At 65.9% G+C, this 18,123-nt stretch carries 14 protein-coding genes and 2 pseudogenes; 9 read left to right on the plus strand and 7 right to left on the minus strand.

Annotated features, from left to right (window positions below; genetic code table 11):
• Window position 1: 1 nt before the first annotated feature.
• Window positions 2-1,468, plus strand: coding sequence for a flippase (locus QZM72_RS21820; RefSeq protein WP_050011262.1), 1,467 nt, complete (start codon window positions 2-4; stop codon window positions 1,466-1,468).
• Entirely contained in the window at window positions 1,465-3,924 is a 2,460-nt protein-coding gene (locus QZM72_RS21825) for a glycosyltransferase family 4 protein (RefSeq protein ID WP_301739170.1), read from the plus strand. Before QZM72_RS21820 ends, QZM72_RS21825 begins: the two co-directional genes overlap by 4 nt.
• Window positions 3,925-4,302: 378 nt before the next feature.
• Here QZM72_RS21825 and QZM72_RS21830 read toward each other — a convergent pair whose 3' ends face one another.
• Complete coding sequence (locus QZM72_RS21830; protein ID WP_089469393.1) at window positions 4,303-5,478, minus strand: acyltransferase; 1,176 nt, start codon at window positions 5,476-5,478, stop codon at window positions 4,303-4,305.
• A gap of 218 nt (window positions 5,479-5,696) precedes the next feature.
• Between QZM72_RS21830 and QZM72_RS21835 the strand changes: the two genes are divergently transcribed.
• Entirely contained in the window at window positions 5,697-5,840 is a 144-nt protein-coding gene (locus tag QZM72_RS21835; protein WP_006479318.1) for a hypothetical protein, read from the plus strand.
• A gap of 231 nt (window positions 5,841-6,071) precedes the next feature.
• Window positions 6,072-6,959, plus strand: a complete 888-nt coding sequence (galU, locus tag QZM72_RS21840; protein WP_011548079.1) for a UTP--glucose-1-phosphate uridylyltransferase GalU — start codon at window positions 6,072-6,074, stop codon at window positions 6,957-6,959.
• A 369-nt stretch (window positions 6,960-7,328) separates the two neighbouring features.
• On the opposite strand, the gene QZM72_RS21845 is transcribed toward galU, so the two are convergent.
• Window positions 7,329-8,447 (minus strand): acyltransferase, encoded by a 1,119-nt coding sequence (locus QZM72_RS21845; RefSeq protein ID WP_089469394.1) that lies wholly within the window; start codon window positions 8,445-8,447, stop codon window positions 7,329-7,331.
• 116 nt (window positions 8,448-8,563) lie between these two features.
• A pseudogene (locus QZM72_RS35690) lies at window positions 8,564-8,743 on the minus strand (acyltransferase); the annotation flags it as partial.
• Between QZM72_RS35690 and QZM72_RS21850 the strand changes: the two are divergent.
• On the plus strand, window positions 8,715-9,164 hold the full coding sequence (locus QZM72_RS21850) for an HU family DNA-binding protein (protein WP_011548077.1): 450 nt from the start codon (window positions 8,715-8,717) through the stop codon (window positions 9,162-9,164). The pseudogene QZM72_RS35690 and the gene QZM72_RS21850 sit on opposite strands and share 29 nt — an antisense overlap.
• 82 nt (window positions 9,165-9,246) lie before the next feature.
• Here the strand turns inward: QZM72_RS21850 and QZM72_RS21855 are convergent, their stop codons facing one another.
• A complete protein-coding gene (locus tag QZM72_RS21855) occupies window positions 9,247-9,540 on the minus strand; it encodes a hypothetical protein (protein ID WP_144030136.1) in 294 nt (97 codons plus the stop codon).
• A gap of 13 nt (window positions 9,541-9,553) precedes the next feature.
• Between QZM72_RS21855 and QZM72_RS21860 the strand changes: the two are divergent.
• Window positions 9,554-9,787 (plus strand): annotated as a pseudogene (locus tag QZM72_RS21860) (aminoglycoside adenylyltransferase domain-containing protein); the annotation flags it as partial.
• A 151-nt stretch (window positions 9,788-9,938) separates the two neighbouring features.
• On the opposite strand, the gene QZM72_RS21865 reads toward QZM72_RS21860, so the two are convergent.
• The 3 genes from QZM72_RS21865 to QZM72_RS21875 form a co-directional block, all read right to left on the minus strand.
• On the minus strand, window positions 9,939-10,412 hold the full coding sequence (locus QZM72_RS21865; protein ID WP_027782646.1) for a VOC family protein: 474 nt from the start codon (window positions 10,410-10,412) through the stop codon (window positions 9,939-9,941).
• 392 nt (window positions 10,413-10,804) lie between these two features.
• Window positions 10,805-11,965 carry a porin gene (locus QZM72_RS21870; RefSeq protein ID WP_089469397.1) on the minus strand — a complete coding sequence of 387 codons (1,161 nt, stop codon included), beginning with the start codon at window positions 11,963-11,965 and terminating at the stop codon, window positions 10,805-10,807.
• 417 nt (window positions 11,966-12,382) lie between these two features.
• A complete protein-coding gene (locus QZM72_RS21875) occupies window positions 12,383-13,327 on the minus strand; it encodes a YihY/virulence factor BrkB family protein (protein ID WP_089469398.1) in 945 nt (314 codons plus the stop codon).
• Between the two features lie 154 nt (window positions 13,328-13,481).
• Here QZM72_RS21875 and fdnG point away from each other — a divergent pair, with 154 nt between their 5' ends.
• From fdnG to QZM72_RS21890, 3 genes are read left to right on the plus strand one after another with little or no spacing between them, the layout of a single operon-like run.
• Window positions 13,482-16,553: a formate dehydrogenase-N subunit alpha gene (gene fdnG / locus QZM72_RS21880; protein ID WP_301739171.1), complete on the plus strand. Its 3,072-nt coding sequence runs from the start codon at window positions 13,482-13,484 to the stop codon at window positions 16,551-16,553.
• A 10-nt stretch (window positions 16,554-16,563) separates the two neighbouring features.
• A complete protein-coding gene (gene fdxH, locus QZM72_RS21885; protein WP_089469400.1) occupies window positions 16,564-17,478 on the plus strand; it encodes a formate dehydrogenase subunit beta in 915 nt (304 codons plus the stop codon).
• Complete coding sequence (locus QZM72_RS21890; protein ID WP_027805740.1) at window positions 17,475-18,101, plus strand: formate dehydrogenase subunit gamma; 627 nt, start codon at window positions 17,475-17,477, stop codon at window positions 18,099-18,101. Before fdxH ends, QZM72_RS21890 begins: the two co-directional genes overlap by 4 nt.
• Window positions 18,102-18,123: the final 22 nt, after the last annotated feature.

Genomic DNA, 18,123 nt, shown 5'->3' on the forward strand with positions numbered 1-18,123 from the left:
CATGGACAAAGGCATACTCAAGAACGTTTCGATCAACTTCATCGGGCTGATCCTGCCGACCTTCGTGTCGCTGGTGACGGTGCCCGCGTACATCCACGCGCTCGGCGTCGAACGCTACGGCGTCGTGAGCCTCGTGTGGACGCTGATCGGCTATTTCGGGATCCTCGATCTCGGGATGAGCATGGCCGCGCAGAACCACATCTCGAAGGCGCTCGCGAGCGGCAACGCCGATGAGAGCGCGCGCGTATTCTGGAGCGCGTTCTGGCTGAATCTCGGCACCGGCATCGTCGGCGGGTTGCTGATCTATTTCGGCGCGTTCGTCTACACCGCGTATTTCACGAAGGTGTCGGCCGCGATGCAGCACGAGGTGTATCTCGCGCTGCCGTGGCTCGCGCTCGCGATTCCGCTCGCGAACGTGTCGTGGGTGTTCGCCGGCGCGATCAACGGCGCCGAACGGTTCGGCGTGTTCAACACGAACCAGACGATCGGCACGTTCCTGTTCCAGCTGCTGCCGCTCGGCGCCGCGTGGTGGATCGCGCCGAACCTGCAGACGGTGCTCGCCGCGGCCGTCGTCGCGCGGCTGATCGCGGCCGTGATGCTCGGTCAGGCCAGCATCAAGGTGCTCGGGATCCGCCGCATCGATCCGCCGCAGTGGGGCACCGCGAAGGGGCTGTTCAACTTCGGCGGCTGGATGCTGATCGCGAGCACGACGAGCATGATCGCCGACACGCTCGATCGCGTGATGCTCGGCGCCGGCATGGGCGCGAAGTTCGTCACCTACTACACGGTGCCGCAGAACCTCGTCACGCGCCTGAACATGCTGCCGAACGCGCTGGTGCGCACGTTGTTCCCGCGCCTGTCGGCGGTCGGCCGCGATCACGCGGATACGCTTGCGCGCCAGTCGCTCGAATTCCTGAACGGCGTGTTTACGCCGGTCGGCATCGTCGCGATCTTCGCGCTCGCACCGTTCCTCACGCTGTGGGTCGGCGCCGATCTCGCCGCGCATTCGGCGCCGGTCGGCCGCGTGCTGGTGATCAGCGTGTGGCTCGTCGGCCAGGCGAGCGTCACGCGCATCCTGATCCAGTCGCAGGTCAACCCGGCCCGCGCGGCATTCGCCGGGCTCGTCGAGATGCCGTTCTTCGTCGGCGGCCTGTGGTTCGGCATTCATCACTTCGGGCTGATCGGCGCGGCGGTGGTCGTCGCGGCGCGCGCGCTCGTCGACTACGGCGTGCTGCTGTACCTGTCGGCGATCCGGATGCGCGCGATCGTGCTCGACATGCTCGCGCACCTCGCGTTCCTGCTGGCGAGCCTGTTCCTGGCGCAGGCATGGCCGGGGCTGGTGCAGTCGATCGGCATGTGCGCGGTCGTGCTGGTGCTGAACGTCGCGTGGTCGCTCACGATGACGCCGGGATTGCGCGCACTCGTGCGCGATCTGTTTGTCCGTCTCAATGCGAGGAGAACCGCATGAATCGCGATCTGGCGGAACACGCCGTCCTGAATCTCGCCACGGCCGACGCCGCCGTGGTCCACGCCGGCGACGCCGCCGCGCTGCACCCGGCCGAGCGCGCCGGCGCGCGGCAGCCGGCGCGTGCGTTGCGCGTGGCGATCGTCCACGACTGGCTCGTCACCTATGCGGGCGCCGAGCGCGTGCTCGAACAGATCGTCGCGTGCTTTCCCGACGCGGACCTGTTCAGCCTCGTCGATTTCCTCGACGATCGCGCGTTCGTGCGCGGCAAGCCGGTGACGACGTCGTTCATCCAGAAGCTGCCGTTCGCCCGCACCAAGTACCGCAGCTACCTGCCGCTGATGCCGCTCGCGATCGAGCAGCTCGACGTGTCCGAGTACGACCTCGTGATCTCGAGCAGCCACGCGGTCGCGAAGGGCGTGCTCACCGGGCCGGACCAGGTGCACATCAGCTACGTGCATTCGCCGATCCGCTATGCGTGGGACCTGCAGCACCAGTATCTGGAACAGTCGAACCTCACGCACGGGCCGAAATCGCTGCTCGCGCGGATGATTCTTCATTACATCCGCAACTGGGACACGCGCACCGCGAACGCGGTGGACGGCTTCGTCGCGAACTCCGCGTTCATCGCGCGGCGCATCAAGAAGGTCTACCACCGCGACGCGGCGGTGATCTTTCCGCCGGTCGACGTCGACGCGTTCTCGCTGAACGCGGTGAAGGAGGACTTCTACCTGACCGCGTCGCGGATGGTGCCGTACAAGAAGATCGACCTGATCGTCGAGGCGTTTTCGCGCACGCCCGAGCGCAAGCTCGTCGTGATCGGCGACGGCCCCGAGATGCAGAAGATTCGCGCGAAGGCCGGCCCGAACGTCGAGATCATGGGCTACCAGCCGTTCGCGGTGCTGCACGACCGGATGCGGCGCGCGAAGGCGTTCGTGTTTGCGGCCGAGGAGGATTTCGGGATCTCGGTCGTCGAGGCGCAGGCGTGCGGCACGCCGGTCATCGCGTATGGCAAGGGCGGTGCGCTCGAGACCGTGCTCGACCCGCAGTCGAACCTGAACCCGACCGGCCTTTTCTTCGATGAACAGACGCCGCACGCGATCGTCGCGGCCGTCGACGATTTCGAGCGCGCGCCGCTGCGCTTCACGCCCAATGCGTGCCGCGCGAACGCGGAGCGGTTTTCCGCCGACACGTTCCGGCGGCGCTTCCTCGATTACGTGGAGCACGCGCTGCCCGGCTCGACCGCGCAGCGCGGCACGGCCGCCCCGCTGCCGGCCGCGCGCGGCCCGGCGACGCTCGTGCTCGACCAGAGCGGCGTGCTCGGCGGCGCCGAGCTGTCGCTGCTCGAGATCATGAAGCACATGCGCGCGAACGCCGACGTGCTGCTGTTCGACGACGGCCCGTTCCGCGCGGCGCTCGACGAGATCGGCGCGCGGGTCGACGTGGTCGACCAGGGCGCGCTCGCCGGCGTGCGCAAGCAGGGCGGCGTGTCGTTTGGCGCGGTGAAGCAGCTCGTGCGGCTGGTGCGCGACGTCGCCCGGCGCGCGCGCCGCGCCGAGGTGATCTACGCGAACACGCAACGGGCGATGGTGGTTGCCGCGCTCGCCGGGCGGCTCGCGCGCAAGCCGGTGGTCTGGCATTTGCGCGACATCGTCAGCACCGACCATTTCGGCGGCAAGCAGTTGCAGGCGATCAAGTACTGCGCGCGGCTCGGCGTCACGCGCGTGATCGCGAACTCCGACGCATCCGCGCAGGCGTTCCGCGCGCTGACGGGCTTCACGCCGCAGCACGTCGACGTCGTGTTCAACGGCATTTCGGCCGAACCGTTCGATGCGCTGGAAGGCGTGAGCCAGGCCGCGCTGCGCGCGCGCCTCGGGTTGCCCACGGACGCATGGCTGGTCGGCTCGTTCAGCCGTCTGGCGCGCTGGAAGGGGCAGCACGTGCTGCTGGAGGCGGCCGCGCGGCATCCGGACATGCATGTGGTGCTGGTCGGCGCGCCGCTGTTCGGCGAGGACGACTATGCGGCGCAACTGCACGAATACGTCGCGCAGCATGCGATGGACGAGCGCGTGCATTTCCTCGGGTTCCAGCGCGACGTGGCCGCCTGCATGGCGGCGGTCGACGTCGTCGCGCACACGTCGATCACGCCGGAGCCGTTCGGGCGCGTGATCGTCGAGGGGATGCTCGCGCGCCGGCCGGTCGTCGCGGCGCGTGCGGGCGGTGTCGTCGAGATCATCGAGGACGGCGACAACGGGCTGCTCTGCGAGCCGGGCAACGCGACCGCGCTGGCCGATGCGCTGGCGACGCTCAAGCGCGACCGCGCGCTGCGCGAGCGGCTCGTCGCGAGCGGCCGCGCGACCGCGGTGCGCCGGTTCGGGACCGAAACCTACGTGGAGCGGGTCGAGAAGATCCTCGCGGATACGGCGAAGGCCGCCAAGGCCGCGAACGCGAAGAAGTAGCAGTCGGCGGAAAGCGGCGGAAAACGGGCCCCCATGCGGCGTTGCGCTGCGTGGGGGCTTTGTTTTTCAGCGGGCGAGGCGTCTGATTTTGACGGAGGCTGGTTTGCGCCCCGAACCCGCGTCGCGCGTGAGCGTGGCCGATCGTCATCTGGAACAGGATCGGGCCGTCGCGAACGTGAAGCGTGCCGTCGCACGCGTGCTTCTGCAATCGCGCAGAAGGCGCCCGTGCGGGCCGTAGCGCGGTCGGAGGGCGACAGGCTGCCCATTCCTTGTCGACCCGGCCAGCAACCGCGTGCCGGCCACGAAAAAGCCCCCGCGCAGCGGCGCGCTGCGCGGGGGCTCCGGAACCGGACGGCCGGTCGAGCCGTCCGGCCCGCGTCAGGCAGCCTGTTCGGGCGTCGACGCGACGACGCGGGTGGTGCGGGTCGGCTTGAAGCTGGCCGACCACATCATCGCCGGCCGTTCGAACATCCGGTAGAACAGGTACGCGACCGGAACCGCGACGGCCATGAACGCGAACGACGGCCAGATCGACAGTTGCAGTTCGGAGTGGAACAGCACCGAGCCGAGGCAGACGAACAGCGGCAGGTGGATCAGGTACAGCGAGTAGCTGAAGTCGCCGAACCAGCTCAGCACGCGCAGCGGCGGCGTCGCGCGCGGCGGCCGGGCGAGCGCGCGGTACAGCAAGCATGCGAAGCCGGCCGACCACAGCTGGAACGCGCCGTACTGGCCGAAATGGAATGCGCCGCAGCCGGCGGCGAGCAGTGCGGCGGCCGCGACGTACCACGCGCGCGACGGCACGACGGCCGTGCCGCGCGACTGCTGCGCGCGCACGTCGGCGATCCATGCGCCGATCGTCCAGGACAGCCAGTACGACGTGAAGAATTGCAGGTCGTGCCGTTCGAGCAGCCACGCCGACGCGACGTTGACGAGCGCGACCGCGGCCACGACGGCCGGCATGCCGATGCGCCGGCGCAGCGCGAACAGCAGCGGGTAGATCGCGTAGAACTGCACTTCGAGCGACAGCGTCCACAACGCGCCGTTCGACCCGTACGTGTAGCCGGCGACGCCCTGCAACGAGAACAGGTTCACGAGGAACGCGACGAGGCCGACGTCGCGGATCTTGTGGCTGACGGGCTCGATCTGCAGGCTGACTGCGTCGAGCGCGAGCGTGAACAGCAGTGCCGCGAGCAGCACCGGGTAGATGCGCGCGAAGCGGCGCAGCCAGAAGTTCGGCGCGTCGAGCCGGTACGCGGGATTGGCCGCGAGCTTGAGCGCCGCGTTGCGGTGGATGCAGTAGCCGCTGATCACGAAGAAGATCGGGACGCCGGCCGAGCCCCACGCGAACGGGAAGGTCAGGTAGCCGGCGATCGCGCCCGGGCTGAGGGCATGACCGTAAGCGTGATGGAAGCTCTGCATGCCGACCCAGACGACCTGGCGGCAGTGGAAATAGGCGACGAGCAGCGCCGCGAAGCCGCGCATCGCGTCGATCACGTGTTCCTTGTGGTCGGCGACGGGCGGCGCGGCCAGAGACGATCCGCTGAAAGCTTGCATGCGATTCGATTCCTTGCGACGGATGGACGGGAAGTTTCATCCAATCGTAATGCGCAAGAATTCGGTCAATGAATAAAAAAATCTTGCCCGGAAATATCGCTATTCCACATCATGGGTTTATCGCGGCCTGAAAGCGGTCCCTCGAAGAGCGCGAATTATTTGCCGATTTTTTTTCTGATAGTTTGAAGCTCCAGTTGATTGATGCAAGGAGCGGCAAGATGGACATGCATTGGATCGCGAGCGCTGCAGTACTGCTGGTCATGGCCGTGCTGTCGGCGTACCGCGAGGCGCTGAAGAACGAACCGATCCGCCCGGGCCTCGAGCGGGGCGGCGTGCCCTATATCGAGGAATTCGAATCGTAAGAATTTGTATCCGGAAAATCGGTAATTTGTTTCTGTCCCGGGAATCGGTTCGGCAATATCGACCGGATTGAAACGATTATATTTTTTCCGGGAATAATTGGGCAATCAGTTCATATCGAAAATGAGCGGAGCGGAATTGGCAGTGCCGCCGATTCTCGATATGCCGATCGGAACACAATCGCGCCGGGTCGCGGGTCGACGCGGCGCAGTCAACGCTATCAGGATGCGAACATGTTGAAAGTCACCAAGGCCGTGTTCCCCGTTGCCGGTCTCGGCACGCGGTTCCTCCCGGCAACGAAGGCGAGCCCGAAGGAAATGTTGCCCGTCGTCGACAAGCCGCTGATCCAGTACGCGGTCGAGGAAGCGATCAACGCCGGTATCACCGAGATGATCTTCGTCACCGGGCGCAGCAAGCGCGCGATCGAGGATCATTTCGACAAGTCGTACGAGATCGAGGCCGAGCTCGAGGCGCGCGGCAAGGAAAAGCTGCTCGAGCTCGTGCGCGGCATCAAGCCCAGCCACGTCAACTGCTTCTACGTGCGCCAGCCGGAAGCGCTCGGTCTAGGCCACGCGGTGCTGTGCGCGGAGAAGCTCGTGCACGGCGAGCCGTTCGCGGTGATCCTCGCCGACGACCTGCTGCACGGCGAACAGCCGGTGCTCAAGCAGCTCGTCGACGTGTTCGACCACTATCACAGCTCGGTGATCGGGGTCGAGACGATCCCGCGCGAGGACAGCCGCTCGTACGGCGTCGTCGAAGGCCGGGAGTGGGAAGAGGACATCATCAAGCTGTCGGGCATCATCGAGAAGCCGGCGCCCGAGGATGCGCCGTCGAATCTCGGCGTGGTCGGCCGCTACGTGTTCATGCCGACGATCTTCGATCATCTGCGCAAGCTCAAGCCGGGCGCGGGCGGCGAACTGCAGCTCACCGACGCCGTCCAGTCGCTGCTCGCGAACGAACAGGTGCTCGCGTATCGCTACTACGGCACGCGCTTCGACTGCGGCAGCAAGATCGGCTATCTGAAGGCCACCGTCGAGCTCGCGCTCCAGCACCCGGAGGTGAGCCGCGAATTCGAGGCGTACCTGCGTACCTGCTTGCCCGCGCTGGCTGCCGTCGCTTAAGCGGCCGCGCGCTTCGTCGTTTCAGGTGGTGGTTGTTCCGTTGGCCCCGGCCGCTCGCGCGCCGGGGCTTTTTTGTTTTTTGGCGGGCGCACGGGCATGCTGCGCGACGTGTGGATGCCGCACCTCCGGCGGGCGGACGGCGGTGGCTCGCGACGGGCGAACCAGGCCGATGAGGCGGAGCGTCGCGCGCGAAACCGGTGCCGACGCATTCGTCGCGTGACCGGATCGGTGGAGGGGTTGCGCGGGTAGCACGGGTGCCGCGGCATGCAGGCGAGTGTCGCGCGACGACGCGGCATCGGCTGCCATACCGCTGGCCGCCGGGCGTCACCGGTATCGGTGCGTTCCGGCCTGGTTGCCGCCGCGCCCCGCTCAGCGCGGCGACGTGCTCGGCTGTGCGGCGAAGTGCCGGGCCAGCATCGCGGCGATCGGCTTCTTGAAGTCGAGCAGCCGTTTTTCGAGATAACGCCAGGACAGGTGCGCGAGCAGCACGGCGAGCGCGAATTGCAGCATTTCCGGCAGCGCGTCGCGGACGATTTCCGGCATCGGCACGTGCGCGAAGGACGCGGGCAGCGCGCCGAAGCGGGCCGGAATCAGGTTGTGGAACAGGTAGAAGCCGTAGCTGATCGTGCCGAGATACGCGAGCGGCGCCCAGTCGAGCAGCGCGACGGCGGGATGCTCGGGTGCGCTGACGATCCACAGCATCAGCGCGCCGAGCGACACCGACAGGCCGAGATCCGCGAGCCCGGCGACCGCATCGGGCAACGCGGTGCAGGCCGGCAGCACGAGGAAGAAGGCGACGCCGGCCGCGCCGAGCCAGCCGGGCGGCACGCGGCGCGCGGCGGCCGCGCCGCGATCGGCGAGCACCATCGCACCGACGCCGCCGAGCGCGATCAACGCGAAATTCCACGGGGAAAACGCGTAGATCAGCACCGGCGACGCGTCGGACAGGTAGAGCGCGAGATGCGCGAGCGCGCACAGCGCGACGGCCGCGATGCCGAGCGCGACGTGTCGCGCGGCGGGCACCGCGAGCAGCGCGAGCGGGGCGATCAGATAGAACTGCTGTTCAACGGCGAGGCTCCAGAAGTGCGACGTTGAGCCCGGCCAGCCGTCCTTGACGACGCCGATCCAGTAATTCGACAGGAACACCGCGTGCCATGCGAGCCCGAGGTTGACGCCGCGCTGGTAGAACAGCGCGTGCGCGATCGCGAGCGCGGCGAGCAGCAGGTAGTAGACGGGGAAGATCCGCAGCGCGCGCTTCGCGAGGAACAGCGCGAGCGCGTGGCGACGCGTCATGGCGCCGCGCTCGACCGCCTGGCGGTTGCGATGCAGCTCGCCGACGATCAGGAATCCGCTGATGAGGAAAAACGTCCACACGCCAAGCTTGCCGACGTCGACGGCAAGGACGTGGCCCTTGTGGGACAGGAAAACGAGGATGACGGCGAGGGCTCGCAGGCCGTCGAGTCCTTTGACGTATCTGACTTCGCGCATGGAGGCATCCGGGCATTGAGCAAGCCCAGTATAGGTGCGCAAATATCGAACGTAATTCGCGTTCGGGCTCGTTTGGGCCCATACGTGAAGGTGTTTTTAGACCCTCGAGCGTCGACGAAGTCTGTCGCGCGCAACAAAACCTGCGGGAAACCCCGCGAAAACGCATAAAAGTACTGCACGAAGCGTCGAGGCGCTTGTAGAATCCGGCGTTGAAGCGCGCGCGTTGCACGCTTCGTGTATCCAACGACCACACCTGGTAGGAGAAACATGGCGACTTCCGCAAAAAAGGTGGCCAAGAAGGCTGCCGCACCGGCGACCAAGAAAGTGGCTGCCAAAAAGGCTGCGCCCGCGAAGAAAGTAGTGGCCAAGAAGGCTGTCGCAAAGGCAGCACCGGCTGCTCCGACGCCGCTGAAGGACAAGTTCACGAAGGCATCGCTCGCAACGCACATCGCTGAGCGCGCAGCTGTCGAAGTGAAGGCGGTCAAGGCAGTGCTCGTCGCACTCGAGAACGTCGTGCTGGGCTCGGTTCACAAGAAGGGCGCAGGCGAGTTCACGCTGCCGGGTCTGCTGAAGATCACGGCGCAAGTCGTGCCGGCGAAGAAGAAGCGCTTCGGCAAGGATCCGTTCACGGGCGAAGAGCGCTGGTTCCCGGCGAAGCCGGCCAGCGTGCGCGTGAAGGCACGTGCGCTGAAGAAGCTGAAGGACGCGGCAGCGTAATGCCGCGCAGCGACTGCCGAATGCATGTCGGCAGCCGCTGCGATGTCCCGAGATCCCCGTACGCGAAAGCGTGCGGGGATTTTTATTGCGCCGCGCATGACGCGCGGAGGATCGTATGTCGCGCATCGGCGTCCCTGTCGCCGAGCGGCGAGCTTCGTTCGCGCGACGCGTGTCGGTATCGGTGCGCTAGGGCGAAACGCTCGGCGTCGTCGGCGAATCGGGATCGGGGAAGTCGCCGCGCGCGATAGTGCTTCCCGGGTGTCGTTTCTTCGCGTTCCGTTGCGAGCGTCTCGCCAGGTTTGCCGCCTTGACCAACTTCATCCCGCATGAGATCGCCGCACAGCTCGCCGCCGCACGCGCCGTAATCGAACGGCATTTCGGCGCGCGACGTGCTCGCGCTCGCACGCATCTGGTACAGCGCCGCGACCGGCAGGATCGCGCCGAAGGACGTCGCCGCGACGTGTGTGCTGGCGCGCTTGCCGGACGCGCACCGGCCGGTCGTAGCGGCTGCGCGTGCTGCCTATCTCGATGACGAAGCGGGCACGACGACCGTGTCGGACGAGCCGCTGGCCGAATTCATCGGCTACGCGCGGCGCGCGATCGAGTCGATGCTGTCGGCGTAGCAGCGGCCGCCGACGAAGCACGTGAGCGGCGCACGGCCCGCCTGCCACGGATAGCGAACGCGGTGGTGCCGGCTGCATGCGCGAACCGTCGAGCCGAATATAGGCAGACGATCCGGCGCGGCATCGCGCATGCGCAGCCGGACGCCTGTCGTCAGCCTGCGGTGCCCGCAAAGGCGGCCTTCAGCGCGGCGTCGTCGAACTTCGTCATCTGCATCATCGCGGCGGCCACGCGTCCCGCCTTGACCGCGTCGCGGTCGGCCATCATCGGGATGAGCGCTTCCGGAACGATCTGCCATGACACGCCGTAGCGATCCCTCAGCCAGCCACAGCCGTCGGCCGTGCCGCCGTTGTCGAGCAGGGCGCTCCAGTAGCGGTCGAGTTCCGCCTGGTCCGCGCAGCTGACGAGCAGCGAGATCGAGTGATTGAACGCCTCCGTGCGCGGGTGGCTCATCGCAAGGAATGGCTGCCCGAACAACTCGAATTCGACCATTCGCGTGCCGTCGGTGCCGGGCACCGCCGTGACGCGCACGATGCGCGAATCCGGAAAGATGCCGGCATAGAAGGCCGCGGCTTCTTCGGCTTCCGTCGAATACCAGAGGAAAGGCGTGATCTTCTGAATCGTCATGACGAGTCTCCTGTCTGTATGGGTGCGGGGCAAACCTGTGCCGCCATCGATACGACGGACGACGCCCGCCGGAATCGACACGCGGCGTAAACAAATCCCGCGTCGGTCGGACCTGGGCAGGGCCGGCTGTGCGGATGGTAGTCGCTCAACGGAGAAGCGGCGACCTCTCCGGACCCCGGAAACGGTGTTGCGGATGCATTGCAGCCGCCAGGCGCCGCTGCCGGCCCGCGGACCTGTGTCGGGTCCCGGCTGCGGCGCGGAGGCCCTGCCGGCGATGTCGGCCTCGCCTGCCGGAGACGGACGAAAAAAAGCCAGCCGCGGCCGAAACCGGGCTGGCTTTCCAGGTCGGCGGCAAGGCGTCGAAGACGCCGTGCACACCGGATACTTCGTTTTTAGAACTTGTGACGCAGGCCGAGTGCGACGATTTCCTGCGAGCTCTTGCCGGCGATGCCGTACGAGCCGATCGCCGCTTGCGCATCGCTGCCGTCGGCGTTGTGGCCGCTTGCGTGCTGGTATGCGCCAACCAGGTACACGTCGGTGCGCTTCGACAGCGAGTAGTCCGCGCCGAGCGAAACCTGATGGTACTTGGCGTTGTTGTCGCCGCTACCCTTCGTGTAGATGTAGCCGAGGCCCAGCAGCAGCGGTGCCGATGCTTGGTACGTGACGAAGCCGCGACCCGTGTTGTACTTCTGGTTCGTGCCGAACGTCGACGCGCCGTCAGCCTTGTACTGGGCGTTGCTGTAGCCGGCACCGACCGTCACCGGGCCGAATGCGTACTGGGCTGCCACTTGCGCGATGCCGATCGACGTCGACGACGTGAACGCGTTGTTGATGAAGGTCGTGCCCGAGTCGCCGTCGAAGATTGCGTCGGACGTACCGGTCCAGCCGCCGCGCTTGCCGTCCGTGAGCGCCGAAGCGTTGTTCGCGTGGAAGTAACCGGCAGCCACACCGAGCGGGCCGTTGTTGTAGGCTGCAGCTGCCGCCCACGTCTGACCCTTGCCGGTCGAGCCGGCGACGCCGCCGAGCGCGTACATGCCTTCGAACTGGAGGCCGGCGAACACCGGCGACGTGTACTTGATCGCGTTGCTGACGCGCAGGCTGTTGTCGTTGTTGTCGACGTCGCCCGGCGTGGCGAACACGCTGCCGAAGTAGTTGTCAGCCGTGACTGCCTGAACCAGGTCGACCAGCGGGTCGTACTGGCGACCCAGCGTCAGCGTACCGTACTGGTCGCTTTGCAGGCCGACGAATGCCTGGCGGCCGAACATGCGCTGGCCTTGGCCCAGTGCGCCCGTTGCCGAGTTGAAGCCGTTTTCCAACTGGAAGATCGCCTTCAGGCCGCCACCGAGGTCTTCCGAACCCTTCAGGCCGAAGCGGCTGCCTTGCAGGTTGCCGCTACCCATCGACCACGAATTGTTACCTTGACCGGCGTTACCGTGAACGTACGTGATCGACGTATCGATCACGCCGTACAGCGTCACGCTCGACTGAGCCTGGGCAGCACCAGCGGCGCCCAGCAGGGCGAGCGAGAGGGTCGAGAGAGCAAGTTTCTTCATCGTTGAGTTTCTCCACGCAAGTGATTCATCGTTATTTGTTGCGGATTGGAGAATAGCTCAGTGCCATACACGCAAGAAAGCTCAAAAAATAAAGTGTCTCGAAAAGGTAACAACGGGAAAAAGTCCATATAGATCAAGCACATCAGCAACTGTTCCTGTTTATGAAACAGTTGACAATTGCTGCGCCGCGATTGTTTCAATAGTTGATGCGCATGGCGGTAGATTCCTTGTTTCAGCCCGTTGCGACACGGAAACGAGGGCGTGCAAACGTTTGCGGTTGCAGGTGGGAGCACGACGCCATGGCAAGCGCGCGCCGACACGGCGCGAACGCGAGGCAGACACGACAGTTGCAAATGAGCGGGCGGTTATGCCGGCCGCGCGAGATCGATGCGCGGCCGTTTTCAGGCGGTGGGTCGATCAGTCGTCGCGCGGGCGGTGATCGGCCTGACCGGGTTGAGCGGCTTGAGCGGACGCCTCCGGCGCCGAACCCGCGGCCGGCCGATGGGCGTCGCCGCGGGCCGCGGCGAATTCCGCGCCGAGCAGCAGCACGATCGCGGAGAAGTACAGCCACATCAGCAGGACCGCGAACGATCCGGCCGCGCCGAACGCGCTCGCGGTGCCCGCATGCGCGAGATACAGCGCGAACAGCTTCTTGCCGCCGGAGAACAGGATCGCGGACACGATGCCGCCGACTGCGGCGTCGCGCCACGCGACGCGCGCATCGGGCAGGAATTTCATCAGCGCCGCGAACGCGGCCGCGAGCACCGCGATGCCGACGAAGAACTGCACGATGTTCGTGACGACCACATATGGCGAATCGCCCAGCAGCCAGGTCCCGACGAACGTGATCGCGGTGTCGAGCACGAGCGACACGATCAGCAGGAACGCCACGCCGAGCACGAGCCCGAACGAGATCAGCCGCACGCGTACGAGGCCGAGCATGCTCGACCAGCGGCTTTCGGTGGCCGGCCAGATCACGCTGAGCGCCGCGCTGAGCGACGCGAAGGTGGCCGACGCGCCGATCGCGAGCGCGGCGAACGAGATCAGCGTGGCGAGGCCGCCGCGCTCTCCCGCGCGGTGCGCGTTCTGCACGATCGTCTGGATGGAGGCCGCCGCGTCGTCGCCGATCAGTTGGTGCGCCTGTTCGAACACCTGGCCGCGCGCGGCGTCGTCGCCGTAGAACCAGCCGGCCACCGCGATCACCATCACGAGGGTCGGCGCGAGCGAGAACGCGGAGAAAAACGCGATGCCCGCGGCCATCGCGGAGCAGCGGTCGGACGAGAAGCGCTTGAACGCGGTGAGGGCCCAGTTGGCCTGCTGCTGGGCGAGACGGGTGGCTTCGGAAGTGATCTGTCGTTTCATGACGGGTCGGTTGCGCGCGGAACGCGGATCATCGCAGTTGGATCGCAAGTTAATCGGACAAATCGGTATTGATCCGAGGATTCGATCATAGTTGCCTGAACTGTCTATAATTCCTTTCAGTTGCACCCCACCCCACAATAACGCCGAGACCGCCATGCTACAAATGTCCCGGCGCCAGTTCCTGAAGGTGACGGCCACGTCGCTTGCCGGATCGAGTCTTGCCCTGATGGGCTTTTCTCCGTCCGAAGCGCTGGCCGAAGTCCGACAGTACAAACTGGCGCGCACCGTCGAAACGCGCAACACCTGTCCTTATTGTTCAGTAGGTTGCGGCATCCTGATGTATAGCCTCGGAGACGGCGCGAAGAACGCACAGCCGAGCATCATCCACATCGAAGGCGATCCCGACCATCCGGTCAATCGCGGCACGCTGTGCCCGAAGGGCGCGAGCCTGATCGACTTCATCCACAGCCCGAACCGCCTGACGCACCCCGAGTATCGTGCACCCGGCTCGGACAAGTGGGAACCCATCTCGTGGAACGACGCGCTCGACCGCATCGCGAAGCTGATGAAGGCCGACCGCGACGCGAACTTCGTCGAGATGGCCGAAGACGGCGCGAAGGTCAACCGCTGGCTCACGACCGGCATGCTGGCCGCGTCGGCGGGCAGCAACGAGGTCGGCTACCTGACGCACAAGACCATCCGCAGTCTCGGGATGCTCGCATTCGACAATCAGGCGCGTGTCTGACATGGCCCGACGGTGGCAGGTCTTGCCCCGACGTTTGGCCGTGGAGCGATGACGAACCATTGGGTCGACATCAAGAACGCGGACGTGATTCTCGTGATGGGCGGCAATGCAGCCGAGGCCCATCCGTGCGGTTTCAAGTGGGTAACGGAGGCGAAGGCGCACCGCAAGGCGCGGCTGATCGTCGTCGACCCGCGCTTCACGCGTACGGCCTCGGTGGCCGATTACTACGCGCCGATCCGCACCGGCACCGACATCGTCTTCCTGGGCGGTGTCATCAATTATCTGCTGACGAACGACAAGATCCAGCATGAGTACGTGAAGAACTACACGGACTTCTCGTTCATCGTGCGCGAGGACTTCGCGTTCAACGACGGCATCTATTCCGGCTACGACGCCGAGAAGCACGCGTACCCGGACAAGTCGAGCTGGGACTACGAGCGCGGCGACGACGGTTTCGTGAAGGTCGACCCGACGCTGCAGCATCCGCGCTGCGTCTACAACCTGCTGAAGCAGCACTACGCGCGCTATACGGCGGACAAGGTCCAGCAGGTCTGCGGCACGCCGAAGGACAAGTTCCTGAAGGTGTGCGAGATGCTCGCGACCACGGCCGTTCCCGGCCGCGCCGGCACGGTGCTGTACGCGCTCGGCTGGACGCACCACTCGATCGGCGCGCAGATCATCCGCACCGGCGCGATGGTGCAGCTGCTGCTCGGCAACATCGGCATCGCCGGCGGCGGGATGAACGCGCTGCGCGGCCACTCGAACATCCAGGGGCTGACCGACCTCGGGCTGATGTCGAACCTGCTGCCGGGCTACATGACGCTGCCGATGCAGGCCGAGCAGGATTTCGACGCGTACATCAAGAAGCGCGCGCAGGAACCGCTGCGGCCGAACCAGCTCAGCTACTGGAAGAACTACAAGGCGTTCCACGTCAGCTTCATGAAGTCGTGGTGGGGCGACGCGGCCACCGCCGAGAACAACTGGGCGTACGACTACCTGCCGAAGCTGGACAAGCAGTACGACCTGCTGCAGGCGATCGAGCTGATGAATGCCGGCAAGATGAACGGCTACATCTGCCAGGGCTTCAATCCGCTCGCGGCCGCGCCGTCGAAGGTGAAGACGGCGGCGGGCCTCGCGAAGCTGAAGTGGCTCGTGATCATGGATCCGCTCGCGACCGAGACCTCCGAGTTCTGGAAGCATCACGGCGACTACAACGACGTCGATGCGTCGAAGATCCAGACCGAGGTGTTCCGTCTGCCGACCACCTGCTTCGCGGAGGAAAACGGTTCGCTCGTGAGTTCGAGCCGCGTGCTGCAGTGGCACTGGAAGGGCGCGGAGCCGCCGGGCGAAGCGCGGAGCGACCTGGAGATCATGTCGGGGCTGTTCCTGCGCATGCGCAAGCTGTACCAGAAGGACGGCGGCAAGTACCCTGACCCGATCGTGAACCTGACCTGGCCGTACGCGAACCCGGAAAGCCCGACGCCCGAAGAACTGGCGATGGAGTTCAACGGGAAAGCGCTCGCCGATTTGCCCGATCCGAAGGACCCGGCGAAGACGCTCGTGAAGAAGGGCGAGCAGCTTGCCGCGTTCGCGCAACTGAAGGACGACGGCACGACCGCGAGCGGCTGCTGGATCTTCTGCGGCGCGTGGACGCAGGCCGGCAACCAGATGGGGCGGCGCGACAACTCGGATCCGACCGGCATCGGCCAGACGCTGAACTGGGCGTGGGCGTGGCCCGCGAACCGGCGGATCCTGTACAACCGCGCGTCGTGCGACGTTGCCGGCAAGCCGTTCGACCCGACCCGCAAGCTGATCGGCTGGAACGGCAGCGCGTGGAAGGGCGCCGACGTGCCGGACTTCAAGGCCGACGAACCGCCCGAGAACGGGATGAATCCGTTCATCATGAACCCGGAAGGCGTCGCGCGCTTCTTCGCGCGTGCGGCGATGAACGAAGGTCCGTTCCCCGAGCACTACGAGCCGTTCGAGACGCCGCTCGCCGCGAACCCGCTGCACCCGGACAACCCGCTGGCGCTGAACAACCCGGCCGCCCGCGTGTTCGCGGACGACCGCGCGTCGTTCGGCAAGGTGGCGGATTTCCCGCACGTGGCGACCACGTACCGGCTGACCGAGCACTTCCACTACTGGACCAAGCATGCGCGGCTGAACTCGATCATCCAGCCCGAGCAATTCGTCGAAATCGGTGAAGACCTCGCGAAGGAAGTCGGCGTCGCGCATGGCGAGCGCGTGAAGGTGTCGTCCAAGCGCGGCTACATCGTCGCGGTCGCTCTCGTCACGAAGCGGATCAAGCCGCTGACGATCGACGGCAAGAAGGTCCAGACGGTCGGCGTCCCGTTGCACTGGGGCTTCAAGGGTCTGACGAAGCCCGGCTATCTCGCCAATACCCTGACTCCGTCCGTGGGCGACGGCAACTCCTATACACCGGAATTCAAGTCGTTCCTGGTGAAGGTCGAAAAGGCGTAAGGGGAAAGAGATGGCATTGCAATCGCTGGATATCAAGCGGGTCTCGGCCACCACGACGCCACCGCCCACGGTGCGCGAACCGGTGACCGGGAGCGTCGCGAAGCTGATCGACGTATCGAAGTGCATCGGCTGCAAGGCATGCCAGACGGCGTGCATGGAGTGGAACGACCTGCGCGACGAAGTCGGCACCAACGTCGGCGTGTACGACAACCCGGCCGACCTGACCGAGCATTCGTGGACGGTCATGCGGTTCTCCGAATACGAGAACCCGGCGGGCGACCTCGAGTGGCTGATCCGCAAGGACGGCTGCATGCACTGCGAGGATCCGGGCTGCCTGAAGGCGTGTCCGTCGCCGGGCGCGATCGTGCAGTACAACAACGGGATCGTCGACTTCCACGAGGAGAACTGCATCGGTTGCGGCTACTGCGTGACCGGTTGCCCGTTCAACGTGCCGCGGATCTCGAAGAAGGATCATCGCGCGTACAAGTGCACGCTCTGTTCCGACCGCGTCGCGGTCGGCCAGGAACCGGCCTGCGTGAAGACCTGCCCGACGGGCGCGATCGTGTTCGGCACCAAGGAGGACATGAAGCAGCACGCGGCCGAGCGGATCGAGGACCTGAAGGAGCGCGGCTTCGAGCATGCGGGGCTGTACGACCCGCAGGGCATCGGCGGCACGCACGTGATGTACGTGCTGCACCACGCGGACAAACCGTCGCTGTATCACGGCCTGCCCGACAACCCGTCGATCAGCCCGATGGTGAAGCTGTGGAAGGGCATCGCCAAACCGCTGGCGGTCGCCGGCCTCGCGCTGACCGCGCTGGCCGGGTTCTTCCACTACACGCGGGTCGGTCCGAACGAGGTCACCGAAGACGAGGAAGCCGCCGCCCGCGACGAGGCGCGACGCATCAAGGAGGACGCGAAATGAACCACGACGACCCCAACCTGATCGTCCGCTACACGCCGAACGAGCGCACGAACCACTGGATCACCGCGATCACGTTCGTGCTGCTCGCGTTGTCCGGGCTCGCGCTGTTCCATCCGTCGATGTTCTGGCTCACCGCGCTGTTCGGCGGCGGCCAGTGGACGCGGATTCTGCACCCGTTCGTCGGCCTCGTGATGTTCGTGTCGTTCGCGATTCTCGTGGTGCGCTTCTGGCACCACAATGCGCTCGACGCGGACGACCGGCAGTGGCTCAAGCAGATCGGCGACGTGCTGACCAACCAGGAAGACAAGCTGCCACCGGTCGGGCGCTATAACGCCGGGCAGAAGCTGCTATTCTTCACGCTGGTGGCGTGCCTGCTGCTGCTCCTGCTGTCGGGAATCGTGATCTGGCGGCGCTACTTCTCGTTCTACTTCCCGATCGGGGTGATCCGCGCGGCCGCTGTCGTGCATGCCGTGGCGGCCTTCGTGCTGATCGCGAGCATCATCGTGCACATTTACGCGGCGTTGTGGGTGAAGGGTTCGATCGGCGCGATGGTGCGCGGCACCGTCACGCTGGGCTGGGCCCGCAAGCATCACCCGAAGTGGTTCCGTGAAAGCGTGAAGTAACGCAGCGGCGCGGGGCGGTACG

This window comes from Burkholderia sp. AU45388, from assembly GCF_030481585.1.
GTDB lineage: Bacteria > Pseudomonadota > Gammaproteobacteria > Burkholderiales > Burkholderiaceae > Burkholderia > Burkholderia sola.

Bases quoted from the DNA above. Each gene is read 5' to 3' on its own strand.
- QZM72_RS21820 (WP_050011262.1), top strand. From the start codon at position 2: ATGGACAAAGGCATACTCAAGAACGTTTCGATCAACTTCATCGGGCTG.
- QZM72_RS21825 (WP_301739170.1), top strand. From the start codon at position 1,465: ATGAATCGCGATCTGGCGGAACACGCCGTCCTGAATCTCGCCACGGCC.
- QZM72_RS21830 (WP_089469393.1), bottom strand. From the start codon at position 5,478: ATGCAAGCTTTCAGCGGATCGTCTCTGGCCGCGCCGCCCGTCGCCGAC.
- QZM72_RS21835 (WP_006479318.1), top strand. From the start codon at position 5,697: ATGGACATGCATTGGATCGCGAGCGCTGCAGTACTGCTGGTCATGGCC.
- galU (WP_011548079.1), top strand. From the start codon at position 6,072: ATGTTGAAAGTCACCAAGGCCGTGTTCCCCGTTGCCGGTCTCGGCACG.
- QZM72_RS21845 (WP_089469394.1), bottom strand. From the start codon at position 8,447: ATGCGCGAAGTCAGATACGTCAAAGGACTCGACGGCCTGCGAGCCCTC.
- QZM72_RS21850 (WP_011548077.1), top strand. From the start codon at position 8,715: ATGGCGACTTCCGCAAAAAAGGTGGCCAAGAAGGCTGCCGCACCGGCG.
- QZM72_RS21855 (WP_144030136.1), bottom strand. From the start codon at position 9,540: ATGCCGTTCGATTACGGCGCGTGCGGCGGCGAGCTGTGCGGCGATCTC.
- QZM72_RS21865 (WP_027782646.1), bottom strand. From the start codon at position 10,412: ATGACGATTCAGAAGATCACGCCTTTCCTCTGGTATTCGACGGAAGCC.
- QZM72_RS21870 (WP_089469397.1), bottom strand. From the start codon at position 11,965: ATGAAGAAACTTGCTCTCTCGACCCTCTCGCTCGCCCTGCTGGGCGCC.
- QZM72_RS21875 (WP_089469398.1), bottom strand. From the start codon at position 13,327: ATGAAACGACAGATCACTTCCGAAGCCACCCGTCTCGCCCAGCAGCAG.
- fdxH (WP_089469400.1), top strand. From the start codon at position 16,564: ATGGCATTGCAATCGCTGGATATCAAGCGGGTCTCGGCCACCACGACG.
- QZM72_RS21890 (WP_027805740.1), top strand. From the start codon at position 17,475: ATGAACCACGACGACCCCAACCTGATCGTCCGCTACACGCCGAACGAG.